The organism is Streptomyces sp. NPDC029292 (genome assembly GCF_055569295.1).
The window spans coordinates 68248-87797 of the sequence record NZ_JBVHXR010000002.1 but is presented as its reverse complement, the minus strand read 5'-3'; the positions used below and the strand labels follow the sequence as shown (position 1 = coordinate 87797).

General features: G+C 69.7%; 16 protein-coding genes. 7 read left to right on the top strand and 9 right to left on the bottom strand.

Annotation, left to right across the window (positions count from 1 at the left end):
* The first annotated feature begins 44 nt into the window (after window positions 1–44).
* Window positions 45–926, top strand: a complete 882-nt coding sequence (locus ACZ4WS_RS05245; protein WP_467977332.1) for a DUF4429 domain-containing protein — start codon at window positions 45–47, stop codon at window positions 924–926.
* 75 nt (window positions 927–1001) lie between these two features.
* Here the strand turns inward: ACZ4WS_RS05245 and ACZ4WS_RS05240 are convergent, their stop codons facing one another.
* Entirely contained in the window at window positions 1002–1796 is a 795-nt protein-coding gene (locus tag ACZ4WS_RS05240; RefSeq protein WP_467977330.1) for a class II aldolase/adducin family protein, read from the bottom strand.
* A 154-nt stretch (window positions 1797–1950) separates the two neighbouring features.
* On the opposite strand from ACZ4WS_RS05240, the gene ACZ4WS_RS05235 reads away from it, so the two are divergent.
* Both ACZ4WS_RS05235 and ACZ4WS_RS05230 read left to right on the top strand, forming a co-directional pair.
* Window positions 1951–2490, top strand: coding sequence for a hypothetical protein (locus ACZ4WS_RS05235; protein WP_467977328.1), 540 nt, complete (start codon window positions 1951–1953; stop codon window positions 2488–2490).
* 55 nt (window positions 2491–2545) lie between these two features.
* Window positions 2546–3019, top strand: coding sequence for a pyridoxamine 5'-phosphate oxidase family protein (locus ACZ4WS_RS05230; RefSeq protein ID WP_467977327.1), 474 nt, complete (start codon window positions 2546–2548; stop codon window positions 3017–3019).
* A 9-nt stretch (window positions 3020–3028) separates the two neighbouring features.
* On the opposite strand, the gene guaA is transcribed toward ACZ4WS_RS05230, so the two are convergent.
* Entirely contained in the window at window positions 3029–4609 is a 1581-nt protein-coding gene (gene guaA, locus ACZ4WS_RS05225; RefSeq protein ID WP_467977325.1) for a glutamine-hydrolyzing GMP synthase, read from the bottom strand.
* Window positions 4610–5057: 448 nt separating this feature from the next.
* On the opposite strand from guaA, the gene ACZ4WS_RS05220 reads away from it, so the two are divergent.
* A complete protein-coding gene (locus tag ACZ4WS_RS05220; protein ID WP_467977324.1) occupies window positions 5058–5342 on the top strand; it encodes a chorismate mutase in 285 nt (94 codons plus the stop codon).
* A 623-nt stretch (window positions 5343–5965) separates the two neighbouring features.
* On the opposite strand, the gene ACZ4WS_RS05215 is transcribed toward ACZ4WS_RS05220, so the two are convergent.
* Complete coding sequence (locus ACZ4WS_RS05215; protein WP_467977323.1) at window positions 5966–7141, bottom strand: hypothetical protein; 1176 nt, start codon at window positions 7139–7141, stop codon at window positions 5966–5968.
* Between the two features lie 410 nt (window positions 7142–7551).
* Here ACZ4WS_RS05215 and ACZ4WS_RS05210 point away from each other — a divergent pair, with 410 nt between their 5' ends.
* Complete coding sequence (locus ACZ4WS_RS05210; protein ID WP_467977322.1) at window positions 7552–8577, top strand: LAETG motif-containing sortase-dependent surface protein; 1026 nt, start codon at window positions 7552–7554, stop codon at window positions 8575–8577.
* 102 nt (window positions 8578–8679) lie between these two features.
* Here the strand turns inward: ACZ4WS_RS05210 and ACZ4WS_RS05205 are convergent, their stop codons facing one another.
* The 4 genes from ACZ4WS_RS05205 to ACZ4WS_RS05190 form a co-directional block, all read right to left on the bottom strand.
* The gene (locus tag ACZ4WS_RS05205) at window positions 8680–10446 is read right to left on the bottom strand and encodes a GMC family oxidoreductase N-terminal domain-containing protein (protein WP_467978289.1); all 1767 of its coding nucleotides are present in this window, start codon (window positions 10444–10446) and stop codon (window positions 8680–8682) included.
* A gap of 75 nt (window positions 10447–10521) precedes the next feature.
* A complete protein-coding gene (locus ACZ4WS_RS05200) occupies window positions 10522–12198 on the bottom strand; it encodes a succinic semialdehyde dehydrogenase (protein ID WP_467977321.1) in 1677 nt (558 codons plus the stop codon).
* Window positions 12199–12860: 662 nt separating this feature from the next.
* Window positions 12861–13310 (bottom strand): hypothetical protein, encoded by a 450-nt coding sequence (locus tag ACZ4WS_RS05195; protein WP_467977320.1) that lies wholly within the window; start codon window positions 13308–13310, stop codon window positions 12861–12863.
* A 35-nt stretch (window positions 13311–13345) separates the two neighbouring features.
* Window positions 13346–14134 (bottom strand): LamG-like jellyroll fold domain-containing protein, encoded by a 789-nt coding sequence (locus ACZ4WS_RS05190; protein ID WP_467977319.1) that lies wholly within the window; start codon window positions 14132–14134, stop codon window positions 13346–13348.
* Between the two features lie 247 nt (window positions 14135–14381).
* Between ACZ4WS_RS05190 and ACZ4WS_RS05185 the strand changes: the two genes are divergently transcribed.
* The gene (locus ACZ4WS_RS05185) at window positions 14382–15212 is read left to right on the top strand and encodes a hypothetical protein (protein ID WP_467977318.1); all 831 of its coding nucleotides are present in this window, start codon (window positions 14382–14384) and stop codon (window positions 15210–15212) included.
* A 31-nt stretch (window positions 15213–15243) separates the two neighbouring features.
* Here ACZ4WS_RS05185 and ACZ4WS_RS05180 read toward each other — a convergent pair whose 3' ends face one another.
* Together ACZ4WS_RS05180 and ACZ4WS_RS05175 are read right to left on the bottom strand one after the other, a co-directional pair.
* Entirely contained in the window at window positions 15244–16920 is a 1677-nt protein-coding gene (locus ACZ4WS_RS05180) for a serine/threonine-protein kinase (RefSeq protein WP_467977316.1), read from the bottom strand.
* Window positions 16921–17012: 92 nt separating this feature from the next.
* Complete coding sequence (locus ACZ4WS_RS05175) at window positions 17013–18665, bottom strand: serine/threonine-protein kinase (protein WP_467977315.1); 1653 nt, start codon at window positions 18663–18665, stop codon at window positions 17013–17015.
* Window positions 18666–19066: 401 nt separating this feature from the next.
* Between ACZ4WS_RS05175 and ACZ4WS_RS05170 the strand changes: the two genes are divergently transcribed.
* Complete coding sequence (locus ACZ4WS_RS05170) at window positions 19067–19504, top strand: hypothetical protein (protein ID WP_467977313.1); 438 nt, start codon at window positions 19067–19069, stop codon at window positions 19502–19504.
* Window positions 19505–19550 lie beyond the last annotated feature (46 nt).

Here is a 19550-nt window from a genome sequence, read left to right as displayed (position 1 = left end):
TGAAGCACGAGCCCCCGTGTTGACCCGGCTGCGAGAATTTCCCTATGGCCGAGATCATCCAGCGCGACGGGACCTGGGCCTTCGACGGCAGCACGGTCAGGATCACGCCGGGGCTCCACCGCTCCGTGCCGCTGTTCCGGCAGACGTACGGAGAGGTCGCCGTTCCCCTGGAGGCGATATCAGGCATCGTCTACGAACCCGAACGCAAGCGCGGCCGGCTGCGCCTCAGGCTCCGCGAGGGCGCCGACCCGCTCCTCCAGGCGACCGGGGGCCGGCTGCCCGAGGCGGCGGACCCCTACAAGCTCACGGTCGACATCGACCGTTCAGGGGTCGCCGAGTACGTCGCCGAGGAGATCCGCCGCGCGCTGCTCCTGGACCAGATCCCCAAGGAACCGGCGAAGACCTATCTCCTCTCCGGCCCGCCCGTCCCGGTGTCCGTGCGTTCCAGCGACGGCACGGTCTCCTTCGACGGCGCGCAGGTGCGGATCGACTGGGCGGACACCTCCGACCGGGTGAAGCGGGCGACGGGCCCGCGGATCATCGCCGTCGGCGACCTCGCCCAGGTCGAGTGGCTGCCCAACTCCGGCTACGAGGACGGCTTTCTGCGCTTCGTGACGCGCGAGACGGTGTTCTCCAAACTGCCGCCCGAGAAGGACCCGTACGCCCTCGATCTGTGGGGCAGCGCCCGCCGCGACCTCCTCACGGCGCTGGTCGCCACCGCGGTCACCGCACGGCTGCCGCATCCGTCGACCCGGGCGGGCGAGTACGTGGACCACCCCCGACTCGCCGCCGCCGTACCGGCACAGTCCGACCATCACGACGTACTCCTGCGCCGTCTGCGGGAGTTGGGCGAGCTGCACCGCGACGGCGTACTGACGGACGAGGAGTTCGCGGCGACGAAGGCGGCGGTCCTGCGGGGCTTCTGAAACCCCCGACCCCCGACCTCCGACGTCCGACCCCCGCCCCCGATCCCCGACTCCCCACCCCCGTACTGCGAGATGCTACGAGAGCAGATCCGGCTCGCTGCGGCTGACGTCCTGCCACAAGGGCTGGTAGTTGATCCACGCCACCAGGTCGCCGCCGAGCTGTTCGCGCGTGGCGACGGCTTGCTTGTGGTCGATGAGGATCGGCCGTCCCGCGGCCTGCGCGGTCAGCTGTACCTGGCTGGAGCGTTCCATGGACAGGAACCACCAGGCCGCGGCGTCCACCGAGTCCCCGACCGTCAGCAGCCCGTGATTGCGCAGCACCAGCGCCTTGCGGCTGCCGAGCGCGGAGGCGATCCGGCGGCCCTCCTCGGCGTCCACGGCGACACCGGTGTACGCGTCGTACAGCGCGTGGTCCTCGTAAAAGGCGCAGCTCTCCTGTGTGATCGGATCGAGCAGGTCGCCGAGCGCGGACAGGGCGCGCCCGTGCACGGAGTGGCAGTGGGCGACGGCGACGACGTCGGGGCGGGCGGCGTGGACCTGGGCGTGCACGGTGAACGCCGCCTGGTTCACGTGGTAGCGGCCCTCGATCACCTGCCCGTCCTGGTTGGCCATGACCAGGTCGCTCACGGTGACGTGCTTGAACGGCATCCCGAAGGGGTTCACCCAGAAGCAGTCGCTGTACTCCGGGTCGCGCGCCGTGATGTGCCCGGAGACCCCGTCCTCGAATCCGAGCCGCCCGAAGAGCCGCAGCGCCCCGGCCAGCCGTTCCTTGCGGTGCCGCCGCTCGTCGTCCGGCGACTCGTGCATCGGCGGCATGGCGAACCGCAGCTGGTCGGTGGGTCGGGGCAGGGGCGGGGTGGGCCCGTGCATATGTCCTCCAGCACTGGCGTGTTCGGTACGGAGCGGAAGTTACCCCCGGTCAGCGCAGGAGAACAGAGCAGTTCGGTGAAGAGATGAGCACAACCGTGGCCCGGGGTCACTTGTCTGCCTGGATGAATCGGTTCCCCGTACCCAGGAGGCACGCATGAACCGCGCGGAGCGGCGGATCCTCATCCTCCGCCGGCAGCTCGCGGAGCGGGACTTCGCCGTCCTCAGCGATCTCGGCGGCTCCCCGCGCCGACTCGCGGTGCTCACGTACGTCGCCGAGCGGCACGGTTTCCGCTATGCGGAGGCGCACCGGGTGGGCCGGGCACTGCAGGTCCACCTCGTACGCGTCGTACGGGCCGAGCCGGCGGACACGCGACCGCAGGACTCGGGCTCGGTCCCGGGGCTGCGGCCCGGCACGCTCAGACCGCTGCCGGAGGCGGCACCGGCGGTACGGCTGATCAGGGATCGAATCGAGCTCGACGCCATGGCCGGCGATCTGAGCGTGCGGTACCGGGCGGCGATCGTGACCGGCTGCTCCGCCTTCATCTCGCTGTGCTCTCTCGCCGCCGGCTGGCAGGCGACACTCGTCTGCTTCTTCGGCGTGGACGCCATCTTCATGGGCTTCCTGTGTCTGGACGTCGTCCGCCGCCGCAGGATCGCGCGCCGCGTCCAGGCGGCAGTCCCGATGTCCGGCTGACAAGGGCCAAAGAAACCAGACAAAAGATGTCGGGTATCCACGCCACACTCTCCGTATGACGTCGAACTGGGCAGCCTTCACCACCGCCGAACCCGACCTCGCCGAGAAGATCGAGAACCGCTTCGGAAGCTTCACCCACCACGTCCTCGCGACCCTCCGCAAGGACGGTTCGCCGCGGACCACCGGCCTCGAAGTCCGTTTCCTGCACGGCGAGCTGTGGCTCGGCATGATGCCGAACTCCCTCAAGGCCCTCGACCTGCGCCGCGATCCGCGCTTCGCGCTCCAGGCGAACCCGGGGCCGGGCACGGAGATGGCGGGAGGTGACGTCCGGATCAGCGGACGGGCGATCGAGGTCGAGGACTCCGCGGCGAAGGCCGCGTACGTGAAAGAGGTGGAACCGCCGGAGCCGTTCCACCTCTTTCGCACCGAGTTGACGGAGGTCGTACGGACCTACGTCGAGGACGACACGTATCTCCTCGTCGAGATCTGGACGCCTGGCGAGCCGGTGCGCACGCTCAGGCGGACCTGAAGGGCGGGATTACTCCCACTCGATGGTGCCCGGCGGCTTCGACGTCACGTCGAGGACCACTCGGTTGACGTCCGCGACCTCGTTGGTGATCCGGGTCGAGATCTTCGCGAGGACCTCGTACGGCAGCCGCGACCAGTCGGCGGTCATGGCGTCCTCACTCGACACCGGACGGAGCACGATCGGGTGGCCGTAGGTCCGGCCGTCACCCTGGACACCCACGCTGCGGACGTCCGCGAGCAGGACCACCGGGCACTGCCAGATGTCGCGGTCGAGGCCGGCGGCCGTGAGCTCCTCGCGGGCGATGGCGTCGGCCTCGCGCAGCAGGTCCAGGCGCTCCTTGGTGACCTCGCCGACGATACGGATGCCGAGGCCGGGGCCGGGGAACGGCTGGCGCTGGACGATCTCCTCCGGCAGGCCCAGCTCCTGGCCGACCATCCGGACCTCGTCCTTGAACAGCTTGCGCAGCGGCTCGACGAGCTCGAACTCGAGGTCCTCGGGGAGGCCGCCCACGTTGTGGTGGGACTTGATGTTGGCGGTGCCGGTGCCGCCACCGGACTCGACCACGTCCGGGTAGAGCGTGCCCTGCACCAGGAAGGCGACGTCCTCGCCCTCCGCGGCCTCGGCGATGATCTCCGCCTGCGCCTGCTCGAAGACCCGGATGAACTCCCGGCCGATGATCTTCCGCTTCTCCTCGGGGTCGGAGACCCCGGCCAGCGCGTCGAGGAACCGCTCCTGCGCGTCGACGACCTTCAGCTGTACGCCGGTGGCCGCGACGAAGTCCTTCTCGACCTGCTCGGTCTCGCCCTTGCGCATCAGGCCGTGGTCGACGTACACACAGGTCAGCTGGGAGCCGATGGCCTTCTGCACGAGGGCGGCGGCGACGGCGGAGTCCACACCGCCGGACAGACCGCAGATGGCGCGCTTGTCGCCGACCTGCTCGCGGATGAGGGCGACCTGCTCGTCGATGACGTTCCCGGTCGTCCAGTTCGGCTTGAGGCCCGCGCCGCGGTACAGGAAGTGCTCGAGCACCTGCTGGCCGTGCGTGGAGTGCATGACCTCGGGGTGGTACTGGACCCCGTACAGCTTCTTCTCGTCGTTCTCGAAGGCCGCGACCGGGACGACGTCCGTGGAGGCGGTGACGGTGAAGCCCTCGGGGGCGGCGGAGCAGGCGTCTCCGTGCGACATCCACACCGGCTGCTCGTCCGGGGTGCCCTCGAAGAGGGTGGAGCCGGGCTTCGAGACGTGCAGCGGCGTACGGCCGTACTCGCGGGCGCCGGTGTTGTCGACCGTGCCGCCGAGGGTCGTCGCCATCAGCTGGAAGCCGTAGCACATACCGAAGACGGGGACGCCGGACTCGAAGATCTCGCGCTCCAGGCGCGGGGCGCCCTCCGCGTAGACCGACGAGGGGCCGCCGGAGAGGATGATCGCCGCCGGGTTCTTGGCGAGCATCTCCGCGACCGGCATGGTGCTCGGCACAATCTCGCTGTACACCCGGGCCTCGCGGACGCGACGGGCGATGAGCTGGGCGTACTGCGCACCGAAGTCGACGACCAGGACGGTGTCGGGGGCGGCGGGGGGCGCTGATGACACGGGTTGCCTTCCGGCGGTGAGCGAGGGGTCTGTGCTGCCGATTCTACCGGGGGCCGGGGAGGTGGTGCGTACGACAGGTTTCCGCCCCCCCGCCCCTACCCTTCCCGTACCTGGGGGCTCCGCCTCCAGACCCCCGTATCGCGCTTCGCGCTCGTCCTCAAACTCCCCCACTCTCGGCTTCTCCCCCATGAGCGGGGGGACCCCCACGACGGGCTGAAAGATGCCACCCGGGCTTGGCCAAGCGCCGCCCCCCATGCATACTGGCCTCATGCTCACGCAGACGACCTTCACCTTTACCTATGGCAACCGGCCCACCGGCTGCCATGGTCGTGCTGCTTGAGCAACTGACAAGCGACTTCCCAGGCGCCCCGGGCCGACAAGGCCCGGGGCGTCTGCCGTTTCCGGACCTTGCCGCTCCGGGGCACCCCTTCCATCAAGGAGCCCCACCATGGCCGACGTACTCGACAAGACCGGCGCCCGCACCGACGAGGCCGCCGACGTGATCACCGGCGCCCGTGAGCGCATCGACGCCCTCGACGACCGGATCATCGGTCTGGTCCAGGAACGGATGGCCGTCTCGGCGGTGATCCAGGAGGCCCGGATCTCCTCCGGCGGCCGCCGGGTGAACCTCTCGCGCGAGATGGAGATCCTCGGCCACTTCAGGGACGCGCTGGGCAAGCCGGGTACGTCGCTCGCCATGACGCTGCTGGAGCTGTGCCGCGGCCGCATCTGAGTCGGGCTACGACGGACGTCCGGGGCACCTACGTTCGTATGCCCTCTCACCCGTACGGCGCGTGACCGGGGCGTCGAGGGCTTCGTTGGTCCCGGTGTCCGTGTCAGCCAGGGGCGGGCCCGAAAGAACCACGCGTGGCTCCGCTGGAGCGATGAGACGTACGGATCGTGCCGTGCGTCGTGGGACCTCGCTCCAGGGTTGTGACCGGACGGCAGGGGACAGCAGCCCGGTCACTGAAGAGAACGGCCGGCTCCGGGGACGCCCGGAGCCGACCGGCGGAATCCGTTCAGAGGTGGTCCAGGCGGTTGCGGAGGCCGTCGCCCATCCAGCACGATGCAGGAACGGCCCCAAGTCCCAAACCAGACAACCGCATTCGTTCTGTACGGCGTGGACGGCATGGACGGCCCGGATCATCATGGGACGACCCGTTCTGTACCGCCTGACCGCCAATGGTCGACACCATGTGCGCGCCCCGAGTGCGCCGGGGCGCGCGACCGGCGGTCGCCCAGACCCGGCGGCGCACCCCCCGGCGCCGCTCCCCAGGCACCGGCGCTGCCCTGACGTCGGTGCTGACGAAGAAGGGCCCCGCGGACCATCCGTCCCCGCGGGGCCCTTCGCCATGGTCAGGTACGGGACACCGTTCCGCAGCTGCCGGGGCGGTCCGTGTCGAGGCCCTGGCTGCGGTCGTACGGGTCTGTCGTCGGGCCGGAGGGCGGCGTGCCCGTGGGCTCGGACGACGCGAACTGCGGGTGCAGATAGCCGTCGTGGGTCTCGCAGGCCACGTTTCCGTGGCGCGCGTCGTAGGACAGCAGGGTCAGCCTGCCGGGAGTCACCTTGTAGCGGGCGGGGTCGGGGATCTCGAGGTCGAGGACGCGGCGCACGATGGTGCGGGTCACCTCGGTCGAGCCGTCGGTCCTGACCAACGGATAGACAAAGGTGTAGTCGGCGTGGACGGCGACGGACGCGTGCTCGCCCTTGGTGAAGGTCATACGGCCGCGCGTCTTGACCACGTCCCCCACGAGCCGCACCTCGTCGGGGTCGAAGCGGCTGAACATCAGAAGAGGATCGTGGTCCTCGTCCGGTGCGCGCAGGGACGCGTTCAGGCGGTCGAGGACGTCCGGTTGCAGGGGGTCGAGGACCGCCAGTGCGGCCTTCGGGCTCCCGCCGCGCAGGGTCTTCGGATCGAGGTTCGCGCCGACCAGCAGCTTCTTGGTCTGCCGCAGCGCCAGCTCCACCCGGTCCTTCGACACCGAGCCGACCGGCGCCGCCTTCGGCAGGACGATGCCGGCCGCGCCGTCGGCGTACCGCAGGGCCGGGGAGCCGGCGAACGGCTCGTCGAGCGTGGGGGTGTCCGGGTCGGACGACGAGGGCGGGGCGGTCGGGGGCGCGGTCTCCGCGGGGAGCGGCGACGACGCGGCGCGCTCGTCCGAGGTGGCCGTGCCGAAGGGGTCGCCGGGCAGCAGGGACGGTTTCATGGCCACGATGGCGAGAGCGACCGCCACGGGGACGCCGATGACCGCCCACAGGCGCCGCCGCCGAGCCGCGCGCCTGTCCTTCTCCCGCCAGGCGGGACCGGCACGCCAGCCCTCGGGCACGTCACCGCGCGTCTCCCGCTCCCGCAACCGCTCGCTCACCATGCGGGCCCGCGCGGACGGCTCCTTCGGCGCCGAGGCGCGTATCTCGCGCTCGGTGTCCTGGGCGAACTTCTCCCACACGTCGTCGGATATGGACTCGGACGGGGACGATTCGGCTCCCGCTTCGCGAGCGGGTTCGGACTCTTCGGACGGTTTATCGGCCACCGTTGGCTCTACCTGCCCTTTCGGTCGGATCGCGAGCTGATCGCAGGGAGTTCCGAATCAGCGATGATTTTCAGAAAGGGAACATTCTTAAGGCGAGTTACTGAGGGTGCACAAGGTGTTCATGGGGTTCCGCGATTCCCAAGTGATGACAGTCACATGACAATCCGCGACGAACGGGACGCCGGGCACGGGGCAACTCGGCGCGTCGGCGGCCCCGGCCCACCGTGCGGGCTGCGCCAACTCGGCACGTGACGCAGCCCACATAAAAATCCTGTGAGTGAGGGGACAACCATTCACGGGCTTCCCGGGTCACACCTGCAGAACCAACGGCCACACCCGCGCCCCACACGCGGAGGCCTCACCCACTCAGTGCCGCGGCGTCGCGGCGCACCGGACTTTCCGAGGTCTTCATGAAGCTTCGCCGTGCCCTGGCCGTTGCGGCCGCGACGGCTGCCATAGCCCCACTGGCGCTGCTGTCGGCGCCGGCCGCGTTCGCGACCGGGGAGAGCGAGTCCCCTGTCGCCACTGAGAGCGTCTCCGCTTCGCCGGCTGAGACGCAGAGCGAGAGCCCCTCCGCGTCGGCGACCGAGTCGGAGAGCTCCGGCGCGTCGGCGTCCGCGACCGAGTCGCAGAGCTCCAGCGCCTCCGCCTCGTCGTCGGAATCCGCTTCGGCGTCTGCGTCCGCGTCGGCGAGCCAGTCCGCCTCCGCGTCGCCGAGCCCGAGCGAGAGCGCCCCGGAGGAGGATGTCTGCGTCGACGAGAACGGCGACGACATCACCGAGCTGAGCGCCGACCTCAGCAGCAGCCTTTCGGGCCTGCCCGACACGATCGTCGCGGGCAGCGGCTGGACCAACTTCAAGTTCAACGTCTCCAACCACGGCGACAGCGCGATCACGGACATCAAGCCGCTGATCGGTGTCGCGGCGATCGGCTGGGACGAGAAGGACTACTCCGGCGAGATCAGCGTGCAGGTCCTCGACAAGGACTCCGGCGCGTGGCGGGAGGTCGCGGGCGCCGCGGGCGAGGGTGGCACGTTCACCCCGTTCTCGCTCGACGCGGGCGATGCGACCTCGTACCAGCTGCGGCTGAAGGTCAGCGGCAAGGTGCCGGACTCCATCGGCGTGACCGGCGGCTTCGCCCAGTACTCGGACGACGCCGGATGCTGGGTCGCCGACGACCCGAACGGCTGGGTCTACTTCTTCGACATCCTCGCCGCCGGTTCCGACGCGGGCAACCCGCCGGACGCCAAGCCGCAGACCGGGGGCAAGAAGGATCTCTCCGACGTCAAGACGGTGGACGCCTCCGGCTCGCTCGCCGAGACCGGTTCGTCCTCCGCCCTGCCCCTGATCGGCCTCGTCGGCGGTGTCGCCGTCGTCGCCGGTGCCGGTGCGGTGTTCGCGGTCCGTCGCCGCAAGTCGGGCGACGCCACCGCGTAAGCGGCGGACAGCCAGAGCTACAGCTACACGAAGGACCTGCGCTCGGAGGGGGGCGCAGGTCCTTTCGGGTATCCGGACTCCTTCGGGAATCCGGCCGCAGAGTTACTGCTTCGGCGGCACCGTCGGCATCCCCAGGAACGGCAGCTTCAGCGCGCCGAACGCGTCCGCGGGGACGGCGGGGTGCTGCGGCTCCACCGGCTTGAGGCGCTCGTACGCCGCTCCCGGCGCCGGACGCGGGTCGGCCTCGCCCTGGTTGGGCCAGTACGACATCGCGCGCTCGGCCTGGGCCGTGATGGTGAGCGACGGGTTGACGCCGAGGTTCGCGGAGACCGCGGCGCCGTCGACGACGGAGATGCCGGGGTGGCCGTACAGCCGGTGGTACGGGTCGATCACGCCGGTCTCCCGGGAATCGCCGATCGGACAGCCGCCCAGGAAGTGCGCGGTGAGCGGCGTACCCATCAGCTCGCCCACGTTGCTGCCCGCGAACCCGTTGATCTCCGCGGCGATCGCGGACGCGCCCTCCGAGGCGGCCCTGATCTGCTTGGGGTTGGGAGCCCCATGCCCCTGACGAGCCGTCAGCAGGCCCTTCCCCGCGCCCTTCGGCTTGAGATACGTCGTCAGGGAGTTGTCCAGCGACTGCATCACCAGGCCGATGATGGTCCGTTCCGACCAGCGGCGGTTGGAGAGCGAGCGGAGCACGAGGAGGGGGTGCTTCGCCGCGTTGGCCAGCCATCCCAGGACCCTCGACGAGCCCTCGGCGTAGGGGACTTGGAGGATGGACAGGCCGCCCATCGAGTTCGACCCCTTGCCGTAGCGGACCGGTTCTATGTGGGTGTTGTCGTCGGGGTGGATCGACGACGTGATCGCGACACCGCGCGTGAAGTCGACCTTGGACTCGCCGGTGGCCTTGCGATAGCGCCGGTTGTCGGTCTGCGCGCCCACCAGCGCCTCGGAGTTGGTGCGGGTCAGTTCGCCCAACTTCTCCGAGAGGTAGGGCAGCTGGCCGCCCGCCTTCATGCGGTGCAGCAGGGTCTGGGTGCCGTAGGTCCCGGCCGCCAGGACGACCCGCCGCGCCTTGAAGACGCGCCCTTCGCCCTTGCGCTTCTCGTCGGTGGGCAGGGTGGCGACCGCGTACCCGCCCTGCGAGTCGTCGGTGACGGACACGACCGTCGTCATCGGGTGCACGACGGCACCCGCCTTCTCCGCCAGATACAGATAGTTCTCGTTGAGGGTGTTCTTCGCGCCGTGGCGGCAGCCGGTCATGCACTCGCCGCACTCGGTGCAGGCCTTGCGCGCGGGCCCGGCCCCACCGAAGTACGGGTCGGCGACCTCCTCGCCCGCCTTGGCCTTCGCCGACCCGTCCGCGTCCGCGCCGTCCCCGAAGAAGACGCCGACCGGCGCCATGTGGAAGGAGTCACCGACGCCCATCCGCTCGGCGGCTGCCTTGAGGTGCACGTCCGACGGCGTCATCGTCGGGTTGAGCCGTACGCCGAGCATGCGCCGGGCCTGGTCGTAGTACGGCTGCAACTCCTCCTGCCAGTCGGTGATGTCCTTCCACTGCGGGTCCTCGAAGAACGGCTTCGGCGGTACGTAGAGGGTGTTGGCGTAGTTGAGGGAGCCGCCGCCGACACCTGCGCCCGCCAGCACCATCACGTTGCCCAGCAGATGGATGCGCTGGATGCCGTACATGCCGAGCTTCGGGGCCCAGAGGTAGTTCTTGATGTCCCAGGAGTTCTTGGGCAGCGCGTCGCGGGTGAAGCGGCGGCCCGCCTCCAACACGCCTACGCGGTAGCCCTTTTCGGTGAGTCGCAGGGCCGTGACCGACCCGCCGAAGCCGGACCCGACGACGATGACGTCATAGTCGTACATCCCGTCGTCCGGCTGATTCTGGACAGAGTTCTCCTGTGACACGTGCTGCTCTCCTCGTTGAGAACTGTTCGCGGCCTAGCGCAGACGAAATGCCTTCATGACCTTGAGGCTCCGGCTCATGAACGCCGCGTACTTCTCGTCGTCCATGCCCAGCGAGGGCGCCATCGGCAGCAGCCGCTGCTGGGCGACGGTCTGCGCCTCGGTGTACTTGAGGATGCCCTCGGAGCCGTGGCGGCGGCCGAGGCCGGAGTCCTTCATGCCGCCCATGGGCGACTGGACGCTGCCGTACGCGGGTGCGTACCCCTCGTTGACGTTGACGGTTCCGGTGCGCAGCCGCGCCGCGACCGCGCGTCCCTTCCGCCCGTCCTTGGTCCAGACGGACGAATTGAGGCCGTACACCGTGGAGTTGGCGAGCTCGACGACCTCGTCCTCGGTCTTGAACCGGTAGAGGGAGACGACCGGCCCGAAGGTCTCCTCGGCGCAGACGGCCATCGGCGCCTCGACGCCGTCGAGGATGGTGGGCTCGTAGAAGTACGGGCCGATATCGGGGCGCGCGACTCCACCGGCGAGGACCTTCGCGCCCTTCGCCACGGCCTCCTCGACGTGCCGCGTCACGGTCTCCAGCTGCCGCTCCCCCACGAGCGAGCCCATGTCCGCCCCGTACGCGAGGGACGTGCCGAGCCGCATGGCCTTGGTCCGGGCCGCGAACCGCTCCGCGAAGGCATCGGCGATCGACTCGTGGACGTACAACCGCTCGATGGAGATGCAGAGTTGACCGGCGGAGGAGAAGCAGGCGCGGACGGCACCCGCGGCGGCCTTGTCGATGTCGGCGTCCTCGAGGACCACCATGGCGTTCTTGCCGCCGAGTTCGAGGGAAACCCCGACCAGGCGGGCGGCGGCGCCCTGAGCGACTTCCCTGCCCGTGCGCGTCGACCCGGTGAAGGAGACGTAGTCGGCGTGCTTGACGACCTCGGGCCCGACGACCGGACCGTCCCCGATGACGACCTGGAACACCTCGGCGGGCAGCCCGGCCTCGACGAGCAGGTCACGCGCCCAGAGGGCGGTGAGGCAGGTCTCCGTGTCCGGCTTCATCACCACCGCGTTGCCCGCCACGAAGGCCGGGAGCGCGTCGCCGACGGACAGCTCCAGGGGATAGTTCCAGGGCGCGATCTGGCCGACGACGCCGCGCGGGTGGCGCAGCTCGGTGACCTTGGTGAGGGTGGGGACGGCGCCGGTGTGCCGCTTGGGCTTGAGGTACGAGGGCGCCTTGCGGCCGTAGTGCCGCGCGGCCACGACGACGGCCTGCACCTCTTCGTGCGCGTGGAGGCGGGCCTTGCCGGTCTCCAGCTGGATGAGGTCCAGCACCTCCGCCTGGCGGGCGAGCACCAGGTCGTGGAAGCGCAGGAGGACGGCGGCGCGCTGCCGTACCGGGGTGGCGCCCCAGACAACCTGCGCCTTACGGGCCCGCTCGAAGGCTTCCTGTACGTCCTCGGGCGTGGACTCCGGCAGGTCCGCCAGCTTCTCACCGGTGAACGGCGTGTGGTTGGCGGTACGACCGGAACCGACGACGCCCTTCGTGAGCTGGGCGACCAGCTCGGGCGTGACCACGTCGGCGGCGGTGCGGGCGCCGGTGGGGGCGGGGGCGAGGGGGTTGGTGCCGGCCGTGGCGGCAGCGCCGGGGGTGTCGTCCGCGCCGGGGGCTTCCGTACCGGCGTCTACCTTGGCCTGCTCCGCGGCCTGCGAGTCCGTCATGAGCCGCAGGGTATGCCCGACCGGCCCCTTTGGGTACCCGTCGGTAATCGGCTTTCACGGAGTACACACACGACGCCAGTGATCGCTGGCAACGAATGCGCTGATCAGGGCGTTGTTCGCCCGACGATCACGGGTTGATCACTCCTGGACATCCGCCTGGGCATCCGCTTGGACATCCACCTGGGCCTCGCCCTCGGGGCGGACGGCGAACCGGGACGTGTCCAGCTCGAAGTCGAAGGGTGCGGGTACACGAGCCCCGGCGGGAGGCAATGGGCAGATCCGTGCCAGGGAACGCGACCTCAACCTGCACTTCCAGGGCTGGCGATGGGACGAATCCACCAGCCCTGCCTGCACTCGCCTTCGGACCCACGAAGACGATCTCGACGGCCAAGAGCGTGCGCGCCCAGTCCACCGGAGCGAGCGGGACGTTCACCGAGTGCGTCGCGCAACCTGTCGCACCGGTCGAACAGATCCTGCGCGCCCGCGAACCCCATGCCGACGGCGAGCTGATCGCTGCACCGGGCAGGCCCGCCCCATTCAAGGAGAGCTCGCCGCAGCAACCTGATCTCGTCCTCGGCGAGCAGTTCACTTGCCGCCACTTATCGACCCTGCTGCATCAGTCCCACTCTTCCCCGTACGTGTCCAGCATGGCCGGGCTCCGATCAGCCGGGCGGAATCGGCGCCACCGTCACCTGCCCGTCCATCAGGCACTCGATGAGGAACGGGCCGTCGAGGGGGTAGATCCAGAAGAGTGGGTCCATGCTCAGGAGTTTCGCTGCGTGCCGTACCGCCGTCTCGGCCGGCATGGTCACCGTCGGCACCCTGAGGTCCCCCCAGAAGATGACGACCCGTCCGCCCTCCGCCGCATAGGGGGAGAGCAGCTCGGCCGCCATCCGGGCCCAGTCGTCCTCGTCGTCCCACCAACGGCGGTCGTCGTACTGGGCGGAGTCCCAGTCCAGGCCGGCGCTGATCGTGGGCGGGAACCTGTTCAGGCTCACGGCCTCCAGCGCGCGGCTCTCGGCGTGGTCCAGCCGCACGACCTGCCGGCCGTCTTCGTCGTCGGGGTCGTTCATGAAGCCCGGGAGACAGCCCGGGCGACTTCCGTAGGTCATGCCGAGGCCGTCTCCCTGCTCCTCATCGGTCGTGGTCAGACGTCGACGCCACCGAGCCGGAGGAACACGATCTGGGCCTGGGTGAGGACACCCGCGAACGTGTGCACCTCGTCGATCTCCCCCGCCCAGTAGTCACTCCCGGCGCCCGCGGTGACCGTCCGGCCCACCTGGAGGCCGCGCGTGGACAGCCAACTGTCCGCGCCGCCCAGGGACTCGGAGTCCGCCAGGTCGCCGTCCACGTAGAGCCGGAGCTGGTCGGCGTCCTCGTCGTAGACCAGGGCGAGGGCCTGGACGCCGGACGTGAGCCCCGATGTGGTGTCGCTGGAGCTGACCGTCGTGGTCGGCGCGTCGGCGGCGTCCTCGTGCGCCACCACGGCCTCCCAGGTCTTCGAGGCGGCCACGTAGCGCAGGGTGAACAGGCTGGTGTGCTCGCCGGGTTGGGAGAGAACGGTCATGTCGTGCGTGGCCGCGTCCGCGTCGAGGCGGACCTGGGCGGCCACGGAGAATCCCGCGCCGGACGGGACAACCGGGTCGGCGGCCTCGGCGTAGTCGCCGTCTCCGTCGAGCAGCAGATCGCCTGAGCCCACGATGGGGTACGTCACCGGAGTGCAGTCGGGGTTCTCGGCGCAGTCGTCGGTGGCCGCGTAGATCGACGCGTCGCCCGCCAGGATCAGCGGGTTGCCGCCCGCGTACTCGGGGCTCTGGCCGTCGGCAGCCCCGTCGAGCGCCCAGTACGCCTGACGCTCGGCCGCGCTCGTGGTCTCCGCGGCCGCGGCCTGTCCCGTCGCCGCGGCGAGGGCGAGCATCGCGGACACAAAGGTCATGACGGTCCGTCTGGGGGCGGTGGATCGCGTCAAGGGGTCCCTCCCGTATGCCGAGTTGTTGAGAGCCGGACCTTAACAACCATCACTGACAGCGGCCCGCGAATACCCGTCGGGCTCATAGCAGATCCACAGCCGGCGAGGTGCGGATCGGTCCAAGTCGGGCGTCAGGATTTTAAGAACTTGACGTTTCCTTGACCTGAGCCTCATAGTCCCTTCACCTCAAGAGCATCGAAGGAACATCCTAAAAATGAAGAGATTCGTGCTGTCGCGCACCGGCATCGCAGTGGCCGCCTCGGCCCTCACGCTCGCCCTGGCCACCGGCTGCTCGGAGAGCGGCTCCAGCGACGGTGACAAGGCGGCGGGCTCCGACAAGGGGACCACGGCCGCGAAGGCCCTCAGCGCCGCCGAGTTGAAGCAGCGGATCATCGCGGCGGGTGACGTCGACGGCTACAAGGTCGGCGCGGCCGACCAGTCCGAAGCGTTCGCGTCCTCCAAGGACGACGTGACGGTCGTCGACGAGAAGTGCGCACCGATCGCGTACGTCGTCACCGGTTTCGCGCCCGGCGACTCGGCCGCGTACATCAACCGCATGGCCACGCAGGAGGTTTCGGCCTCCCCCAGCGCCTCCTCCACCAAGAGCCTCGAGGACATGACGGACGAGGAGCTGGAGGACGCGATGAACTCGATCACCGACGCCCTCGGCGGCACGATCACGATCGTCTCGCTCTCCTCGTACGAGGGTGAGGGCGCCCAGGAGACCATGTCCGCCGTCTCCGACGCGATCAAGGGCTGCGCGAGCGGCTTCACGGCTACGGCGAAGGGTGACACGGAGAAGTTCACCAAGGTCGAGGCCGAGAAGGCCTCCGGCAGCGGTGACGAGTCGCTCGCGTTCGCGGTGACCGGGGACGCCGACGGCGACGAGGTCGTCGTACACGGCGAGGTCGTACGCCATGGCAGCACCGTCGCCACGTACTACACGCTGAGCCTCGCGTCCTTCGCGGGCGAGGCCGCCGGTGACGCCGCCGACTACGACATCCCGGCCGAGATCATCAAGGCCCAGGCCGCCAAGCTCGCCTGAGCCTTCGCGAGCAACCTCCGCGGACAACCCCTCAGAGCTTGTCGATGTCCAAGTTCGCGATCGCCGTCTTGGCGACTTCACGGCCCCGTGCCGTGAAGTCGCCCTTGCCCGGGTAGTCGATCCAGAGCTTGTAGAGGTCGCCCGACTTGGTCTTGTAGTAGAAGACCCGGGCCTCGCACTGCCGGGGCGCGTCCGAGTCCGTCTGGTCATCGACGTACGTGACGACGTTCTCGGCCGACTCACCGCCCTGGTACGAGGTTTCGGTCGTGTCGGCCTTGGGCGCGGGTTTCTCCGCCATGTAGGAGAAGGAGCTGTCGTCCGTCTTCTCCATGCCGTCGGCGTCCTGGTAGGCCTCGGAGCTGGCGGTTCCCGCGATCTCGTTGAGGCTGTCCTCGGACTTCTTGTACAGGGTCAGGCCGATCGAGATGGAGTAGCTCGGGTCGGTGTACGTGACCCAGTGGCCCTCGTCCGTCGTCCGGTCGGGCGTGGAGGGTATATAGGCCTCGGGCACCGCCAGCGTCGCGGCAACGTCCTTCACATGGTGCTTCTTCCAGCCGTCCGGCAGAGTTCCAGGGAACGGGTCCGCGATCACCAGGTACGCCGCCACGGCGACCGCGACGACGGCCGCGACGAAGCCGAACAAGGCCTTACGGCCGACCCGGAAGCCCTTCTCTGCCTGGCCCAGGCCCGCGACCTGCCCGACCTGCGTCGGCGCGGGGGCGGGCGGCTTCGCGGCGTCCTCCAGGAGGCTGCGGACCTGTCCCGCGCCGGGGCGGCGGGACGGATCCTTGTCCAGCAGTCCGTTGATCGCCTCCGCGAGCGGGCCGTTCGCGGAAGCGGGCGGCGCGGGCGTGGAGTTGAGGACGGACTGGAGGGTCGCGGGGGTGTTGCTGCGGCGGAAGGGGGAGACGCCTTCTGTGGCCGCGTAGAGCACCACGCCGAGTGACCACAGGTCGGAGGCCGGGCCGGGGCGCTGGCCCAACACCCGTTCCGGCGCGATGTATTCGGGCGAGCCGACGAAGCCGCCCGTGTCCGTCAGGTTCGTCTCGCCCTCGATCTGGGCGATGCCGAAGTCGGTCAGGACGACACGGTCGTGGCGGCCGAGCAGCACGTTGTCGGGCTTGACGTCACGGTGCAGGATGCCCGCCGCGTGCGCTGCTTCCAGGGCGCCGAGGACCTCCAGGCCGATGCGCGCGGCCTCGCGGACGCCGAGCGTGCCTTCCTGGAGGGCGTCGCCCAGCGAGCGGCCTTGTACGAGTTCCATCACGATCCACGGCTGCCCGTCGACGACCGCGACGTCGTGGACGTTCACGACCGCCGGGTGGTCGAGCCGCGCCGCCGCGCGGGCCTCGCGGCGCATTCGCTCGAAGGCGTTGGCGCGTTCGCGGTCGGGAAGATGGTCCGGGACACGGGGCTCCTTGACGGCGACCTCACGGTCCACCGTCTCGTCCTTGGCCCGCCAGACCGTGCCCATGCCGCCGTGGCCGAGCTTGGAGAGGAGGCGGTAGCGTCCCGCGATGAGCCTGTCCGCACCCGGGTCCCGCTGAGGCGCCGCCTGCTGGTCCGGGACGACCTGGGTCGGCGCGGCGTACGGGTTACCGGGGTAGGGAACGCCCGGCTGTTGCGCGGGCACTCCTGGCCGGGGCGGTTGCAGACCGAAACTCGTTGGCTCGTCGGATCCGTGAGGGACTCCCCCGTTGTTGCTCATAGGTCCATCCTTATCGCGGCAAGCGCTCCGGCATCCAGCCCCGCCGCTTTCCAGTCACAGACCCGTGACGCGCGTCGCCGCTTATGCGACGTTTATGTACGTACGAAGGTGTCCACCGCGACGTCGAAGTACTCCTTCGCCTCCGTCACCTTCCCGACCGGCGCCGAGACCCACACGTCGTACATCCGGCCGCCCTCCTCCCAGCACACGTCGTACGTGTGCCGCGCGCCCTCCGCCTCGGTGAAGCCGTTCCAGGTGAACTCCCAGAGCGCGGCGGGCTGTCCGTGGTGCGTCGTCGAGGTGACGCTGCCGTCGCGATAACCCGGGTTCGTGGACGGCCCCTTGGCGTCCGCGCGCCGCATCACCGCGAGCGGGCCGCCCGTCTCGGGATCGACCACCTTGATGCCGAGGCGGAAGGTCCGGTCCGGTGAGAGGTAGAAGACGCGCTCTCCCTGCGGCTCCCGGGTGAAGTCGTCGGGCACGGCCAGGGAGAACCCGTTCGGGTCCGGCGCGAGGCGGTAGCCCGAGGGCGCCTTGCGGGCGGTGGCGGTCGGCGACGACGCCGAGCTTGCCGAGGGACTCTGTGTGCTCGACGTACGCGATGTGGGCGTCGTACTCGCCGTACTCGCCGTACTCGACGAGGACGGCGTGCCACCGCCACCGCCCCCACCCTCGTTCATCAGCAGCGCCGCCGCCGACACCCCCGCCCCGGCCATCGCCGCGACCAACGCGGCGGCGACGAGGATGCCGCGCGTGGAGTACTTCGGCGGCCGCTCGGCGGCAGCGGGACCAGGGTCGGGCGCGTGACCGGCACCAGGACCGGGACCGGGACCGGGCGGCGGGGACGATACGGGCCTCCGCTTCGGTACGTCCCGCTGCGTGGTCGAGTATCCGGCGGAGAGCCGTGGCGTACGGCCCGTGTCCCGGAAGGCGCGCAGCATCCGCTCCGCCTCCGCCGCGTCGAGCCGCCGCTCCGGATCACGCTCCAACAGCCCCCGTACGACGGGCAGGAGTGGCGCGGCCTGGGCCGGCGGACGTATCTCGTCGACGACGACCGCGTGCAGGATGCCGCCCAACGAGTCGCGACGGAACGGCGATTCGCCGCTCAGGAGCGTGCACAGCAGCGCGCCGAGCGACCACAGGTCGGACTCTGGCCCCGTCCTGACCCCGGACATCCGCTCCGGCGCGGTGTACTCGGGCGAGCCGACGAACGCCCCGCTCTCGGTGAGCGTCGTGGCGCCCGCGACCTGAGCGATGCCGAAGTCGGTGAGGACGACCCGGCCGGTGTCGGACTCGATCAGCACGTTCGCCGGCTTGATGTCGCGGTGCAGGACCCCGGCCGCGTGGGCGGTGCGCAACGCGCTCAGCAGGTCGCTGCCGATCCGGGCGGCCTCGGCGGCGTCGACCGGTCCGCTCGCCGCGAGGTGGTCGGCGAGGGAGCCTCCGTCGATCAACTCCATGACCATGTACGGGCGTTCGTCGTGCTCGATGACATCGTGGACGACGATGACGTTCGGGTGGCTCAGCTGCGCGACCGCGCGCGCCTCCCGCAGGGTTCGCTCACTCTGCCACCTGGCCTCTTCCGCGGAGAGCGTCTCGTCCAGGGGAAACGCCTTGACCGCCACGCCCCGCCCGAGCAACTGGTCCGTGGCCCGCCATACGACGCCCATGCCGCCGCTACCGAGCCTCGCCTCGAGACGGTAACGCCCCGCGATCACACGGAAGTTGGCCCCCTCGGTCCCCATGCGCCCCATCATGCCGCACCGGACGGACGCCTTCCGGGGCGGCGACCGGCCAAGTATGCCGCCGCCCCAAGACAGCCGGTGGCGCACTCCAGGGAACCAGGCCTTGGCGCGGACCATGCTGGACCGGATCGACGCCCGTGTTCCTGCCGGACGCCTTGTCTACGAAGAGCCGGGAGCAACCGGCTCGGCACACCAGCGGCCCGGTGGCGCGCGACGGCTCCTGGGAGCCGGTGAGTTCGGCCAGTTCGTCGGCGTGCGTGACCAGGTCGGGCCGGGCGGCCAGGGGCGATCATTTTCGGCCATAACCTGTTTTAAAAAAGATACAAAGCACGGCAAATCGCCAAGAGATAAGCACCATACAGGGCAAAACGGGTGGCTGGAATCATGCTGTCATGTGAATCATGGAAGCCTTACCTTTTCTCCTTATGGGAAACACATTGAAGCGCCTTTCCGTCACGGGCATCGCGGCGGTGGCAATATTCGCTACGACCACAGTGACCAATGCCAGCGCGGCGAGTGGCGGAGCCGCGTGCTCGGTGACCGGCGCCTCGGGGAGTCTCACGTTCACCAACTGGACAGCCAACCACGTGGACATCAGCGGTTGGGTCAAGGACACCGCTGCCGATGGTCACCATGTGGCCATTCGACTCTTTTCCCTAGACGGCGGCACTGGATGGGTAACGGATTGGCCCTGGCATTCCGAATACGACGGAAACGGAGCGACTACCTCCTTCACCACTTACGCGTCGCCCTCCGGCGATGATCTCGACTACATCGGCGCGGATGTGGCGGTCATGGAAGGGAGTACGATAGTCCGTTCTTGCTTTGACTATGCCTGAGCGGCCCGCTGATGACGTCTGTCGGCGCCCCTCGACCGAGGTCGGC

Bases quoted from the DNA above. Each gene is read 5' to 3' on its own strand.
- ACZ4WS_RS05245 (WP_467977332.1), top strand. From the start codon at position 45: ATGGCCGAGATCATCCAGCGCGACGGGACCTGGGCCTTCGACGGCAGC.
- ACZ4WS_RS05240 (WP_467977330.1), bottom strand. From the start codon at position 1,796: ATGCACGGGCCCACCCCGCCCCTGCCCCGACCCACCGACCAGCTGCGG.
- ACZ4WS_RS05235 (WP_467977328.1), top strand. From the start codon at position 1,951: ATGAACCGCGCGGAGCGGCGGATCCTCATCCTCCGCCGGCAGCTCGCG.
- ACZ4WS_RS05230 (WP_467977327.1), top strand. From the start codon at position 2,546: ATGACGTCGAACTGGGCAGCCTTCACCACCGCCGAACCCGACCTCGCC.
- ACZ4WS_RS05220 (WP_467977324.1), top strand. From the start codon at position 5,058: ATGGCCGACGTACTCGACAAGACCGGCGCCCGCACCGACGAGGCCGCC.
- ACZ4WS_RS05210 (WP_467977322.1), top strand. From the start codon at position 7,552: ATGAAGCTTCGCCGTGCCCTGGCCGTTGCGGCCGCGACGGCTGCCATA.
- ACZ4WS_RS05205 (WP_467978289.1), bottom strand. From the start codon at position 10,446: ATGTACGACTATGACGTCATCGTCGTCGGGTCCGGCTTCGGCGGGTCG.
- ACZ4WS_RS05200 (WP_467977321.1), bottom strand. From the start codon at position 12,198: ATGACGGACTCGCAGGCCGCGGAGCAGGCCAAGGTAGACGCCGGTACG.
- ACZ4WS_RS05195 (WP_467977320.1), bottom strand. From the start codon at position 13,310: ATGACCTACGGAAGTCGCCCGGGCTGTCTCCCGGGCTTCATGAACGAC.
- ACZ4WS_RS05190 (WP_467977319.1), bottom strand. From the start codon at position 14,134: ATGACCTTTGTGTCCGCGATGCTCGCCCTCGCCGCGGCGACGGGACAG.
- ACZ4WS_RS05185 (WP_467977318.1), top strand. From the start codon at position 14,382: ATGAAGAGATTCGTGCTGTCGCGCACCGGCATCGCAGTGGCCGCCTCG.
- ACZ4WS_RS05180 (WP_467977316.1), bottom strand. From the start codon at position 16,920: ATGAGCAACAACGGGGGAGTCCCTCACGGATCCGACGAGCCAACGAGT.
- ACZ4WS_RS05175 (WP_467977315.1), bottom strand. From the start codon at position 18,665: ATGGGGACCGAGGGGGCCAACTTCCGTGTGATCGCGGGGCGTTACCGT.
- ACZ4WS_RS05170 (WP_467977313.1), top strand. From the start codon at position 19,067: ATGGAAGCCTTACCTTTTCTCCTTATGGGAAACACATTGAAGCGCCTT.